The sequence below is a fragment of the Streptomyces sp. NPDC006207 genome, from assembly GCF_040613835.1.
Lineage (GTDB): Bacteria > Actinomycetota > Actinomycetes > Streptomycetales > Streptomycetaceae > Actinacidiphila.
Genome location: NZ_JBEXSX010000095.1, coordinates 14,430 through 27,306 on the forward strand (window position 1 = coordinate 14,430; position 12,877 = coordinate 27,306).

The 12,877-nt window shown below is 71.0% G+C and carries 10 protein-coding genes; all 10 read right to left on the minus strand.

Features of this window, described 5'->3' with window-relative positions:
* Nucleotides 1-145: 145 nt before the first annotated feature.
* The 10 genes from ABZ312_RS41935 to folC all read right to left on the minus strand — a co-directional run bounded on the left by ABZ312_RS41935 (nt 146) and on the right by folC (nt 12,663).
* Nucleotides 146-2,074 carry a TIGR03960 family B12-binding radical SAM protein gene (locus ABZ312_RS41935; protein ID WP_500322939.1) on the minus strand — a complete coding sequence of 643 codons (1,929 nt, stop codon included), beginning with the start codon at nt 2,072-2,074 and terminating at the stop codon, nt 146-148.
* A 139-nt stretch (nt 2,075-2,213) separates the two neighbouring features.
* The gene (locus ABZ312_RS41940; RefSeq protein ID WP_500439979.1) at nt 2,214-3,749 is read right to left on the minus strand and encodes a CYTH and CHAD domain-containing protein; all 1,536 of its coding nucleotides are present in this window, start codon (nt 3,747-3,749) and stop codon (nt 2,214-2,216) included.
* A gap of 60 nt (nt 3,750-3,809) precedes the next feature.
* Complete coding sequence (gene rodA, locus ABZ312_RS41945) at nt 3,810-5,006, minus strand: rod shape-determining protein RodA (protein ID WP_500322937.1); 1,197 nt, start codon at nt 5,004-5,006, stop codon at nt 3,810-3,812.
* The gene (mrdA, locus tag ABZ312_RS41950) at nt 5,003-7,213 is read right to left on the minus strand and encodes a penicillin-binding protein 2 (RefSeq protein ID WP_500322936.1); all 2,211 of its coding nucleotides are present in this window, start codon (nt 7,211-7,213) and stop codon (nt 5,003-5,005) included. The genes rodA and mrdA overlap by 4 nt, the downstream gene beginning before the upstream one ends.
* Before the next feature lie 85 nt (nt 7,214-7,298).
* Nucleotides 7,299-7,907 (minus strand): rod shape-determining protein MreD, encoded by a 609-nt coding sequence (mreD, locus tag ABZ312_RS41955; RefSeq protein WP_500322935.1) that lies wholly within the window; start codon nt 7,905-7,907, stop codon nt 7,299-7,301.
* Nucleotides 7,904-8,851 carry a rod shape-determining protein MreC gene (gene mreC / locus ABZ312_RS41960; protein ID WP_500322934.1) on the minus strand — a complete coding sequence of 316 codons (948 nt, stop codon included), beginning with the start codon at nt 8,849-8,851 and terminating at the stop codon, nt 7,904-7,906. The genes mreD and mreC overlap by 4 nt, the downstream gene beginning before the upstream one ends.
* A gap of 122 nt (nt 8,852-8,973) precedes the next feature.
* Nucleotides 8,974-9,993 carry a rod shape-determining protein gene (locus tag ABZ312_RS41965; protein WP_499516833.1) on the minus strand — a complete coding sequence of 340 codons (1,020 nt, stop codon included), beginning with the start codon at nt 9,991-9,993 and terminating at the stop codon, nt 8,974-8,976.
* Between the two features lie 315 nt (nt 9,994-10,308).
* Nucleotides 10,309-10,722 carry a nucleoside-diphosphate kinase gene (gene ndk, locus ABZ312_RS41970; RefSeq protein ID WP_500322933.1) on the minus strand — a complete coding sequence of 138 codons (414 nt, stop codon included), beginning with the start codon at nt 10,720-10,722 and terminating at the stop codon, nt 10,309-10,311.
* A gap of 96 nt (nt 10,723-10,818) precedes the next feature.
* Nucleotides 10,819-11,154: a DUF4233 domain-containing protein gene (locus ABZ312_RS41975; protein WP_499511878.1), complete on the minus strand. Its 336-nt coding sequence runs from the start codon at nt 11,152-11,154 to the stop codon at nt 10,819-10,821.
* A 24-nt stretch (nt 11,155-11,178) separates the two neighbouring features.
* Nucleotides 11,179-12,663 (minus strand): bifunctional tetrahydrofolate synthase/dihydrofolate synthase, encoded by a 1,485-nt coding sequence (folC, locus tag ABZ312_RS41980; protein WP_500439980.1) that lies wholly within the window; start codon nt 12,661-12,663, stop codon nt 11,179-11,181.
* Between the last annotated feature and the right edge of the window lie 214 nt (nt 12,664-12,877).

The window sequence follows — 12,877 nt, forward strand, 5'->3', positions numbered from 1 at the left end:
CAAAAAGGGTATCCCATGGCCAGAGCCCACCGGCGGGCATGAGGTGGGCGTCACGCCGCGCCCGGACCCCACCGGAACGAAGAACTCCGAGGCCCCGCCGCCGGCCCCGGGCAGGGGACGGCGGCGGGGCCTGGGGCAAACGTGATCAGGAATTGACCACCGTGAGGGGAAGCAGCTTCTTCCCCGTCGGGCCGATCTGGATGTGGGTGTCCATCTGGGGACACACCCCGCAATCGAAGCACGGCGTCCAGCGGCAGTCGTCGACCTCGGTCTCGTCGAGGGCGTCCTGCCAGTCCTCCCAGAGCCAGTCCTTGTCCAGGCCGGAGTCCAGGTGGTCCCAGGGCAGGACCTCCTCGTAGGTGCGCTCCCGGGTGGTGTACCAGTCGAGGTCGACCCCCTGCTCCGGGAGCGCCTTCTCGCACATGCGGGCCCAGCGGTCGTAGGAGAAGTGCTCGCGCCAGCCGTCGAAGCGGCCGCCGTCCTCGTAGACGGCGCGGATGACGGCGCCGACGCGGCGGTCGCCGCGGGAGAGCAGGCCCTCGATGATGCCGGGCTTGCCGTCGTGGTAGCGGAAGCCGATGTTGCGGCCGTACTTGCGGTCGCCGCGGATGGCGTCGCGCAGCTTCTCCAGGCGGGCGTCGGTCTCCTCGACGCCGAGCTGCGGGGCCCACTGGAACGGGGTGTGCGGCTTGGGCACGAACCCGCCGATCGACACGGTGCAGCGGATGTCGTTCTGGCCGGTGACCTCGCGGCCCTTCTGGATGACGTTCTTCGCCATGTCGGCGATCTGCAGGACGTCCTCGTCGGTCTCGGTGGGCAGCCCGCACATGAAGTACAGCTTCACCTGGCGCCAGCCGTTGCCGTAGGCGGTGGCGACGGTGCGGATCAGGTCCTCCTCCGAGACCATCTTGTTGATGACCTTGCGGATGCGCTCGGAGCCGCCCTCGGGGGCGAAGGTGAGACCGGACCGGCGGCCGTTGCGGGTCAGCTCGTTGGCCAGGTCGATGTTGAAGGCGTCGACGCGGGTGGAGGGGAGGGACAGGCCGATCTTGTCCTCCTCGTACCGGTCGGCGAGGCCCTTGGCCACCTCGGCGATCTCGGTGTGGTCGGCGGAGGAGAGCGACAGCAGGCCGACCTCCTCGAATCCGGTGGCCTTCAGGCCCTTGTCGACCATCTCGCCGATGCCGGTGATGCTGCGCTCCCGCACCGGGCGGGTGATCATGCCGGCCTGGCAGAAGCGGCAGCCGCGGGTGCAGCCGCGGAAGATCTCCACGGACATGCGCTCGTGGACCGTCTCCGCGAGCGGGACCAGCGGCTGCTTGGGGTACGGCCACTCGTCGAGGTCCATGACGGTGTGCTTGGACACCCGCCACGGCACGCCGGAGCGGTTGGGGACGACGCGGGCGATCCGGCCGTCGGCCAGGTACTCCACGTCGTAGAACTTCGGCACGTACACCCCGCCGGTGCGGGCCAGCCGGAACAGCAGCTCGTCGCGGCCGCCGGGGCGCCCCTCGGCCTTCCAGGCGCGGATCACGTCGGTGATCTCCAGGACGGCCTGCTCGCCGTCGCCGATCACGGCGGCGTCCAGGAAGTCCGCGATGGGCTCCGGGTTGAAGGCCGCGTGGCCGCCGGCGAGCACGATCGGGTCGTCCTCGGTCCGGTCCCGGGCCTCCAGCGGGATGCCCGCGAGGTCCAGGGCCGTGAGCATGTTGGTGTAACCGAGCTCCGTGGAGAAGCTGAGGCCGAAGACGTCGAAGGCCCTGACCGGGCGGTGGGCGTCCACGGTGAACTGCGGCACGCCGTGTTCGCGCATCAGCGCCTCGAGGTCCGGCCACACGCTGTAGGTGCGCTCGGCGAGGACCCCCTCGCGCTCGTTCAGCACCTCGTAGAGGATCATGACGCCCTGGTTGGGCAGCCCGACCTCGTAGGCGTCCGGGTACATCAGGGACCAACGGACGTCGCACTCGTCCCAGGGCTTGACGGTGGAGTTCAGTTCCCCGCCGACGTACTGGATCGGCTTCTGCACATGCGGCAGCAGGGCCTCGAGCTGGGGGAAGACCGACTCGACAGGCATCAGAGGTGTCTTTCGTGAGCTGGCAAGGGTGACCATTCAGCGTAACGCGTCACAGAGGGCTTCCAGGCCGCGTCCGCGCGGCGCCCGGCCCGGGCGCTCCGGGACGCGGCGGCGCGGTGGTGGCCGTCCCGGGCCCGGCTCAGCCGGCCAGCGTGCCGCGGTCGGCCCGGGGCCACTCCTGCGGGAGCTGCCGCTCGGCGGCGGCGGCGCGGTCGCGTTCGAGCTGGTAGAGCACGCCGTAGGCGAAGGTGTCCTCGCCGGCCTCGCGGGCGTCCGAGGTGAGGCGGAGGACGGCGTCGCGGCAGATGACGCTGTCCTGGTGCTCGCCGAGGAGCTGCTGGACGGCCTTCATGCGCTTGGTGTGCTTCTTGGCGGGCTTGCGCAGCGCCGGGACGGCCTGGGCCGCCTCACTGCTGTAGCGGGCCCGCTTGGCGGCCTTGCGGGCGTCGTGGAGGACGAGGTCGCGCTCGTGGCCTGGTTCCATCTCCAGGGCCGACTCGACACGGGTGCGCAGCCGTCGGTGGTCGCGGCGCACGGCCTTGGGGACGGCGTCGGTCGCCGGGGCCGCGGCCGCGTCGAGCAGGGGCGGGTCGGCGAGCAGTGACTCCAGGGTGTCCAGGAGCCGGAAGTAGCGCCTGCCGCCGAGTTCGCGCAGGAGTTCCTTGCGGGCGCCCTCGTGGACGGGGGCGTCGCCGCCGATGCGCGCGGTGAGGACCTCCGTCACGAGTTCCTCCGGCAGTTCGGCCTCGCGGTCGCGGAGGCGCTCGGCGAGGACCTCGCGGTCGCGTTCCAGGCCCAGCACCCCGGCGAGCCACTTCAGCTCGTCGCCGACGGGGTCGGTCGCCTCGCGGTCGAGTTCGCGGCGGAAGGACTTGAAGGCGCTGCGCAGCCGCCGGGTGGAGACCCGCATCTGGTGGACGGAGTCCGGTTCGTCGCGGCGGACCTCCGGGTCCCAGCCGGTGATCGCGGCGACCTGCTGGTGCACGTAGGCCAGGGCGACGTCCCCGGCGGTGTCGGTGGAGGGCGGCGGCTGCGGCGGCCCGGGTGCGTCGGCCAGGCGCTTTCCGAGGGCGCGGGCGAGCTTCGAGGGGGACTTCGAGCGCCGCAGGCCCGCCGCACGGAGCCGCTTCTCGACGGCGTCGAGGAGGGCGGTGTCGCCGTCGATGAGTTCGGTCTCGACCTCGGTCCAGGCGGTCTCCGAACCGTCGCCGTGGTCGAGGAGGGTGGCCCGGACGTGGTCGTGGGCGATCTCCACGAGGGGTGCGCCCCCGGCGTCGACGAGGTGCACCCGCTTGCGGGTGTTGCGCAGCCGGACGACCGGGACGAGCTCGCGGTCGCGGACGATCGCGGCGACCTCGGCGAGCAGCGACTTGGGGACCCTGGGGCCGCCCTTGCGGCCCTGCTTGCCGAGCGGCGCGTGCACCTCGGTGCGGGTGTCGGCCTGTGAGCTCGGCAGTTTCAGGTGCCAGCCGGCGTCGTCGCCGCCGGTGCGGCGCCGCAGCGTGATCTTGTGGGTGGCCAGCCGCAGGTCGGAGGTGTCGACGTAGACGGCGTCCAGCTCGGCCGGTTCCAGGACGCGCACCGCCGCGACCCCGGGCAGACCTTCGAGATCGGGATCACCGGTCTGCTCGGCGGCCTCGTACTTGCGCTCGGTCTCCGCGACACGCTTCCCCATGTCAGGAACCTAATCGCGGGTTCGCCCGGCCGCAATGGTGCGTTCACCCGGTGGAAGGGGTCAGGCCGACATGGGCCGCTTCATGTGGATGGCCTGCAGCAGCCCGATGGCGATCCAGACCGCGAACATCGACGATCCGCCGTACGAGACGAACGGCAGCGGCAGACCCGCCACGGGCATGATGCCGAGGGTCATGCCGATGTTCTCGAAGGACTGGAAGGCGAACCAGGCGACGATGCCGGCCGCGATGATCGTGCCGTACAGGTCGGTGGCGTTCCGGGCGACGCGGCAGCCGCGCCACATGATCACGCCCAGCAGCACGATGATCAGGGCCGCCCCGACGAAGCCGAGCTCCTCCCCCGCCACGGTGAAGACGAAGTCGGTCTGCTGCTCGGGCACGAACTGCCCGGTGGTCTGGCTGCCGTCGAACAGGCCCTTGCCGAGCAGCCCGCCGGAGCCGATGGCGATGCGCGCCTGGTTGGTGTTGTAGCCGACGCCCGCGGGGTCGAGGGCGGGGTTGGCGAAGGCGGCGAAGCGGTCGATCTGGTACTGGTCCAGGACGCCGAGCTGCCAGACCGCGATGGCGCCGCCGGCGCCCGCCGCGATCAGGCCGAGGACCCAGCGGTTGGAGGCGCCGGAGGCCAGCAGCACGCCGAGCACGATGACCGCCATCACCATGACCGAGCCGAGGTCGGGCATCAGCATGACGATCGCCATCGGCAGTATGGCGAAGCCGAGCGACTGGGCGACCGTGCGGTGGTCGGGGAAGAGCCGGTCGCCCGCGTCGACGCGGGCGGACAGCATCATCGCCATGCCCAGGATGATGGTGATCTTGGTGAACTCGGACGGCTGCAGGGAGAAGCCGCCGCCCAGCACGATCCAGGCGTGCGCGCCGTTGACCGTGGACCCCAGCGGGGTGAGGACCGCGGTCACCAGCAGCACCGAGATGGCGTAGAGCACCGGCACCGCGCCCCGCAGCCGCCGGTGGCCCAGCGCCACCGTGCCGGCGGCGAGGGCGAAGCCGATGGCGGTGTTGAGGATGTGCCGCAGCAGGAAGTAGTACGGGTCCCCGTGGGTGAGCTCGGTGCGGTTGCGCGTCGCGGAGAACACCAGCGCCGTGCCGATCAGGGACAGCGCGAGGGCGGCGCCGAGCAGCAGCCAGTCCATCCGGCGCAGTATCGAGTCCCGGGCCAGGAGCTTGCCCAGGGTGCCGCGTTCCGGGGTGAAGCGACGCGTCGCGTAGCCGTGCGCGCTCATGACCAGTACCTCCTGCCCAGCAGGAGCTTCTCGGTGCGCTCCGGGGGCAGCGCGGCGGCGGCCAGCGCCGTGTCCCGCGGCGCGGAGGGCACCTGCGGCACGTCGGCCCAGGAGGCCTTGGTGATCTTGATGGTGCCGTCGGAATCGATCTTCGGCAGCTTGCTCAAGGGGTGCGGGAGCAGCGCCTTCTTGTTGTCGATCGACCCGTCCTCCTGGACGCCGTACATCGCCTCGTAGATCTTGCGGACGGCCGGACCGGAACCACCGGAACCGGTACCACCCTGGGAGATCGTCATGACGATCGCGTAGTCCTTGCTGTACGTCGTGAACCACGACGTGGTCTGCTTGCCGGCGACCTCCGCGGTACCGGTCTTGGCGTGCAGCGGGATCTTGTCCTGCGGCCAGCCGCCGAACCGCCACGCGGCCGTACCGTGCGTGACGACGCCCTCCAGGGCCTCGTTGATGTACTTCAGCGTGTTCTTGGTGGCCGGCGCGTGCCCGTTCACCTTCGGCTTGATCCGGGTGACCTTCTTGCCGTCGGCGCTGATGATCGCCTTGCCGATGGTGGGCTGGTAGAGCGTGCCGCCGTTGGAGATGGCCGAGTAGATGTTGGCCATCTGGATCGGGGTGACGAGCGTGTCGCCCTGGCCGATGGCGTAGTTGACCGAGTCACCGGCGCGCATCACGTAGCCGTCGACGCAGTTCTCGCGCGCGATCTGGCTCGCGTAGTCCTGCTTGTCGCTCTTGGCGACCTTGCACCAGTAGTTCTTGTTGGCCTCGTAGTAGTCCCGCTTCCACTGCCGGTCCGGGATCCGGCCGGTCACCTCGGAGGGCAGGTCGATGCCGGTCACCGAGCCGAGGCCGTACTCCTTGGCGGTCTTGTAGAACCAGTCCTTGGGGTGCTTCTTGGGCTTGGTGCCGCCGTCCTTCAGCCACTGGTCGTACGACAGGCCGTAGAAGACGGTGTCGCAGGAGATCTCCAGGGCGTGCGCGAGGGTGATGGAGCCCGCGCTCTCCCCTTCGAAGTTGTTGAAGACCCGGCCGCCGATGGTCATCGACGACGGGCAGGGGTAGCGCCCGTTGATGTCGTAGCCGGCCTTCACGGCGGCCGAGGTGGAGATCGCCTTGAAGGTCGAGCCGGGGGCCGACTGACCCTGTATGGCCCTGTTGAGCAGCGGGAAGTTGGACTTCTTGCCCGTCAGCTTGGCGTAGTCCTTGGCGGAGATGCCGCCGACCCAGACGTTCGGGTCGTAGGTGGGCGCGCTGGCCATCGCGATGACCTGGCCGGTGTGCACGTCCATGACGACGACCGCGCCGGAGTCCGCCTTGTAGAGGCTGCCGGTGACCTTGTCGAAGGTCTTCCGGGCGACCTTCATCGCCTCGTCGAGCTCCTTCTCGGCGACCCTCTGGACGCGGGCGTCGATGCTGGTGACCAGGTGGCTGCCGGGCTCCGCGGCGGTCTCGCCCGCCTTGCCGATGACCCGGCCGAGGTTGTCCACCTCGTAGCGGGTGACGCCGGCCTTGCCGCGCAGCTCGCTGTCGTAGGTGCGCTCCAGGCCCGAACGGCCGATCTGGTCCGAGCGCAGCAGGGACTGGCCCTTCTTCTCCGCGGCGGTCAGCTCGTCGTCCGTGACGGGCGAGAGGTAGCCGAGGACCTGGGAGGTGTTGGACCCGAAGGGGGAGGTGTAGCGGCGCACCGCGGTGGGCTCGGCGGTGATGCCGGGGAAGTCCTCACGGCGCTCCATGATCTGCAGCGCCTGCTGGGTGGTGGCCTCGTCGGTGATCGGGATCGGCTGGTACGGCGAGCCGTTCCAGCACGGCTTGGGGGTCTGCGAGTCGCAGAGCCGGACCTTGCCCAGGACCTCTTCCGGCTTCATGTGCAGCACGTCGGCGAGCCGGGTCAGCACCGCCTTGCCGTCGTCCTTCTGCTTCAGCAGGTCGGTGCGGCTCGCGGAGACCACCAGCCGGGTCTCGTTGTCGGCGAGCGCCACGCCCTTGTCGTCCAGGATCGACCCGCGGACGGCGGGCGCGACGACCTCCTGGACGTTGTTGCTGTTGGCCTGCGCCGTGTACTCCTGGCCGTTGCGGATCTGCAGGAACCACAGCCGCCCGCCGAGGGTGAACAGCAGGGACAGGACGAGGATCTGCAGGACCACCAGCCGGATCGTGACCCGCGGCGTCCGCCCCGTCTCAGGGATGTTGCTCACGCCGCGACTCCCGCTTCTCCGCCCGCTCGGCACGACACCGCGCGCTTCCTCGTCGGCCGCGGCCCGGCGGCCTCGCGTGCGTCGCTCACAAGCGCCGCCCTCCCTTGGCGACGCTCCCCACCCTGCCCAGAAGGCTCGAACGCTGGCCGCCGATGCGTGCGCCGAAGCCGGGGCCGGAGGCGTCCTCCCCGAGCGGGTCGCCCTGGTACCGGCGGGCCAGTGCCATGATCCACGGCACGGTGAACGGCGCGAGCAGCAGGTCGTACAGGGCGGCGGTGAACAGCAGCTTGCCCAGGCCGACGTGCTGGGCCGCGGTGTCGCCCACGAGGGCGCCCACGGCCGCGTACAGCACCGTGGAGCCGACGGCGGCGCCCACCACGACCAGCATCGGCCGGGTGGCCGACCGCAGCTGACCGCCGTCGGGCTTGACCAGGCCCGCGATGTAGCCGACGACGCACAGCACCAGGGCGTAGCGGCCGGCGGCGTGGTCGGCGGGCGGGGCGAGGTCGGCGAGCAGGCCGGCGCCGAAGCCGATGAGGCAGCCGGCCACGTGGCCGTACGTCAGTGCGAGGCCGAGGACGACGAGCAGCAGCAGGTCGGGGACGGCGCCGGGCAGGTGGAGGCGGGCCAGGACGCAGACCTGGACGACCATGCCGGCGACGACGAGGCCGGTGGCGAGCAGCGCGCGCTTCATCGGACCTCCTCCTGTCCGTAGAGCGAGGACTGAGAGGGGCTCACACTGGGCGTCGCCGTGACGGTGACCGTCGGGACCGGCTTCGGCCCGGCGGGCAGCACCGCGTCACGCGGGTCCTTGCGCGGGCCCTGGACGACGACGCCGACGATGTCGAGCTTGGTGAAGCCGACGAACGGGGTGACCTCGACCGTGCGGGTGAGGCCGCCGCCCGCGGGGTCGACCTTGGCGACCGTGCCGACCGGCACGCCGGGGACGAAGGGCTTGTCCGCCTGCGAGCCGAAGGTGACCAGCCGGGAGCCCTTCTTCACGTGGGCCTTGCCGTTGAGGAGCTGCACCCGCATCGGCCGGTTGCCCTGGCCGGTGGCGAAGCCGAGCTCCGAGGACTTCTCCAGCCGGGTGCCGACCGTGAAGTCCGGGTCGCAGGCGAGCAGGACGGTCGAGGTGGAGGGGCCGACGGTGGTGACCCGGCCGACCAGGCCGTCACCGTTGACGACCGTCATGTCGCGCTGGATGCCGTCGTTGGCGCCGGAGTCGATGGTGACCGTCCAGGAGAAGCCCTGGGCGGCTCCTATCGCGATGACCTGCGCGCCCTTGACCCGGTACTGACCGGCTCCGGCGAGCTTGAGCAGCTTGTCGAGTTCGCGGGCCCGCTCGCGCGTGACGTCCTTGCTGCCGAGCTGCTGCTTCAGCTCGGCGTTCTCCCGCTCCAGTTCGCTGATGCGGCTGCTGCGGTCGCCGGAGTCGCGTACCGCGTCCACCGCGTTGTCCACCGGGTCGACCGCGGCCGCGACCCCGTCCTCGACGGGGCCGAAGACGGCGGCCGCGGCGGACCGGGCGCCGTCGAGCGGTGAGTCCTCACCGCCGCGGATGTCGACGGTGATCAGCGCGAAAGCGATCGCCACCAGCAGTACCAGCAGAAGCCGGCTCTCTCGTGTGTCCCTCACGGGGGCCAGTCCGTGCCTTCCTCGTCAGAGCGTGTGAGCCCGTGGGCCCGATGGGCCGTGCCGGGAGGTAGAACGATCCGGCGTACGGGCGGGACTTCACCCGTACGACGGATCGTGAGGACTCATCTGCGCGGCTGCGCGTCCAGGACCTGCTGCAGCGCCTCGAACTCCTCGACGCACTTGCCGGCGCCGAGGGCCACGCAGTCCAGCGGGGACTCGGCGATATGGATCGGCATGCCGGTCTCGTGGCGCAGCCGTTCGTCCAGGCCGCGCAGCATCGCACCGCCGCCGGCCAGGACGATGCCGCGGTCCATGATGTCGCCGGACAGCTCGGGCGGGCACTTGTCGAGGGTCGTCTTGACCGCGTCGACGATGGCGTTGACCGGCTCCTCGATCGCCTTGCGCACCTCGGCTGCGGAGATGACCACCGTCTTGGGCAGGCCGGAGACCAGGTCGCGGCCGCGGATCTCGGTGTGCTCCTCGTTCTCGACCGCGAAGGCCGAGCCGATGGTGAGCTTGATCGATTCCGCGGTGCGCTCGCCCAGCAGGAGGCTGTACTCCTTCTTGATGTGCTGGATGATCGCGTTGTCCAGCTCGTCGCCCGCCACCCGGATGGACTGCGCGGTGACGATGCCGCCGAGCGAGATGACGGCGACCTCGGTGGTGCCGCCGCCGATGTCGACGACCATGTTGCCGGTCGCCTCGTGGACCGGGAGCCCGGCGCCGATCGCGGCGGCCATGGGCTCCTCGATGATGTGCACCTGGCGCGCGCCGGCCTGGGTGGCCGCCTCGATGACGGCGCGGCGCTCGACGCCGGTGATGCCGGAGGGCACGCAGACCACGACGCGGGGGCGCGCAAGGTAACGGCGCTTGTGGATCTTGAGGATGAAGTAGCGCAGCATGCGCTCGGTGATCTCGAAGTCCGCGATCACCCCGTCCTTGAGAGGACGGACCGCGACGATGTTGCCGGGGGTCCGGCCGATCATCTTCTTCGCTTCGGAGCCGACCGCCAGGATGCCGCCCGTATTGGTGTTGATGGCGACGACGGATGGCTCGTTGAGGACGATCCCGCGACCCCTGACGTACACCAGCGTGTTGGCGGTGCCGAGGTCGACAGCCATGTCACGGCCGATGAACGACATGTTGTTCGCCATGAGGATACGTCTGGCCTTCCCGAGCTGGAGCGATGTGGGGGTGAGCACGGCGGATGCGCTGCTGTGCGCTGAGCCGGAGGTGCGGAGATTCCATGGTAGTCGCGCCCGACAGGGCACGGGGTCAGGGTTCCGCCGCCATTGTCATCAGAACACACAGCTGTCCTCTGCAATGGTGACGCCGTGTCGGCGGAATTGGTTCCCCCGAACCCCCGGCATATGCCTGCGGGCGGCCGGGAAATTTCCGGCCGCCCGTTGAGCTGATCGGGCGTCAGCAGTGAATTCGGGGCGAATCGTCGCGGAGGATCAGGCCAGGCCGGGGAAGAAGATCTTGATCTCGCGCTCGGCGGACTCCTCGGAGTCCGAGGCGTGGATCAGGTTCTCCCGGACGATCGTGCCGAAGTCGCCGCGGATCGAACCGGGGTCGGCGGCGATCGGGTCGGTCGGGCCGGCCAGCGTGCGCAGTCCCTCGATGACCCGCTCGCCCTCGACGACGAGGGCGACGGCAGGGCCGGAGGCCATGAACTCCACCAGCGGCTCGTAGAAGGGACGGCCGACGTGCTCGGCGTAGTGCTGTTCGAGGATCGCGCGGTCGAGCGTGCGCAGTTCCAGCGCGGTGATGCTCCAGCCCGCCTTGCGCTCGATGCGGCCGAGGATCTCGCCGACCAGGCCGCGACGTACGGCGTCCGGCTTGAGAAGGACGAGGGTGCGCTGGGACACGGTGTGACTCCTATGTGCGGGGTGCGGGTACGACGACATTACCGGGGATCCCCACGGCCCACGGCACCCCCTGGGTCCGGGGCACGAGGCGTGCGATCAGGCCGGCTGCGCGGCCCGCGCCGCCTTGGCCTCGTCGACCTTCCGGCCGAAGTGGACGGCGGCCCACCACAGGGCGGCGAAGACCGCGCCGAGGAAGAACATCACCGGGACGGCGAAGCCGCTCACGATCAGCCCGGCCTGCAGCAGCCAGCCGACGGCCAGCCCGCCGCGGCGCCCGAGCATGCCGCACAGCAGCACGCACAGGGCCATGGCGATGCCGCTGACCGTCCATACCGTGCCGGCCGTCAGCTCCGGCTGCTTCATCGCCACCAGACCGGCGAAGCCGATCACGAAGAACTCACCGATCAGGGTGCTCGCGCACAGGGTCCGCATCCGCTTGGTTCCGCTTCCCGCTCGTCACTTCCGGCCCAGCAGCAGCCGGGCCTCTCCCACGGTGATCACCGAACCGGTGATCAGCACCCCGGCGCCGGAGTACTCCCCCTGATCCTCGGCGAGCGTCACGGCCGCCTCGATCGCGTCGTCCAGCCGCGGCTCGACCTGCACACGCTCGTCGCCGAAGACCTCGACCGCGAGCGCGGCCAGCTCGTCCACGTCCATGGCGCGGTGGGTGGAGTTCTGGGTCACCACGACCTCGGTGAAGACCGGCTCGAAGGCCTCCAGCAACCCCCGTACGTCCTTGTCGCCGCTCGGCCCGACCACGCCCACCAGGTGGGTGAAACCGAAGGCCTCACCCAGCGCGGCGGCCGCCGCCCGGGCCCCCGCCGGGTTGTGCGCCGCGTCCAGCACCACGGCGGGGCTGCGGCGCACGACCTCCAGCCGGCCCGGCGAGGTGACGCCCGCGAAGGCGGTGCGGACGGTGTCGACGTCCAGGGTGCGGGCGTGCAGGGTGCCGATGCCGAAGAAGGCCTCCACCGCGGCGAGCGCCACCGCCGCGTTGTGGGCCTGGTGCTCACCGTGCAGCGGCAGGAAGACCTGCTCGTACTCCCCGCCCAGACCGCGCAGGGTCAGCATCTGCCCGCCGACGGCCACCTCGCGGTGCGTGACGCCGAACTCCATGCCCTCCCGGGCGACCGTCGCGTCCACCTCGACGGCCCGCTTCAGCAGCACCTGGGCCGCCTCCACGGGCTGCTGGGCCAGCACGGCGGTGGCGTCCTTCTTGACGATCCCGCTCTTCTCCACCGCGATCTCGCCGGCCGTCTCGCCCAGGCGGTCGGTGTGGTCCAGGTCGATCGGGGTCACGACGGCGACCGTGCCGTCCACCACGTTGGTCGCGTCCCAGCTGCCGCCCATGCCGACCTCGACGACGGCCACGTCCACCGGGGCGTCGGCGAAGGCGGCGTACGCCATGCCGGTCAGCACCTCGAAGAACGACATCCGGTACGGCTGCGAGGCGTCCACCATCTGCACGTACGGCTCGAGGTCGCGGTACGTCTCGATGAAGCTCTCCGGCGCGATGGGACGGCCGTCGAGGCTGATCCGCTCGGTGACGGACTGCACGTGCGGGCTGGTGTAGCGGCCGGTGCGCAGGTCGAAGGCGAGCAGCAGCTGCTCGATCATGCGGGCGGTGCTGGTCTTGCCGTTGGTGCCGGTGATGTGGATCGAGGGGTAGGAGCGCTGCGGCTCGCCCAGGATGTCCATCAGCGCGGTCATCCGGTCCAGGGACGGCTCCAGCTTCGTCTCCGGCCAGCGGCCGGCCAGCTCCGCCTCGACCTCGCGGAGGGCCTTGTCGACCTCCGGGTCGGCGGGGCGGGCCGGGACGCCGTCGTCCTGCGGCACCGGTCCTCCGGCCCGGAGGGTACGGCTGCCCGCCTCGATCACCGCCAGGTCGGCCTCGCGGCCGGGGTCGATGTCGGCTTCGTCCTCGTCGCCGCCCAGACCCATCGCGGCCAGCGGGTCGGAAAGGGGCTCGTCGTTCTCGGGGCGCGGGTTGCTCACGACCACATTGTACGAAGCGGCCAGGTAGATCCGGGTTGTGGGGGGGGGGGGGGGGGGGCCCCCCCCCCGCGGGGGGGGGCCCCGGGCGGGGGGGGGGGCGGGGCGGGGTTGGGGGGCCGGGGGCCGCCGGCCCCCCCCCGCCGGGGGGGGGTGTTTGGTG

Excerpts from the sequence above, each read along its gene's own strand:
- rodA (WP_500322937.1), bottom strand. The coding sequence starts at position 5,006 with ATGAGCGCGCACGGCTACGCGACGCGTCGCTTCACCCCGGAACGCGGC.
- folC (WP_500439980.1), bottom strand. The coding sequence starts at position 12,663 with ATGGGTCTGGGCGGCGACGAGGACGAAGCCGACATCGACCCCGGCCGC.
- ABZ312_RS41935 (WP_500322939.1), bottom strand. The coding sequence starts at position 2,074 with ATGCCTGTCGAGTCGGTCTTCCCCCAGCTCGAGGCCCTGCTGCCGCAT.
- mreD (WP_500322935.1), bottom strand. The coding sequence starts at position 7,907 with ATGAAGCGCGCGCTGCTCGCCACCGGCCTCGTCGTCGCCGGCATGGTC.
- ABZ312_RS41940 (WP_500439979.1), bottom strand. The coding sequence starts at position 3,749 with ATGGGGAAGCGTGTCGCGGAGACCGAGCGCAAGTACGAGGCCGCCGAG.
- ABZ312_RS41975 (WP_499511878.1), bottom strand. The coding sequence starts at position 11,154 with ATGCGGACCCTGTGCGCGAGCACCCTGATCGGTGAGTTCTTCGTGATC.
- ABZ312_RS41965 (WP_499516833.1), bottom strand. The coding sequence starts at position 9,993 with ATGTCGTTCATCGGCCGTGACATGGCTGTCGACCTCGGCACCGCCAAC.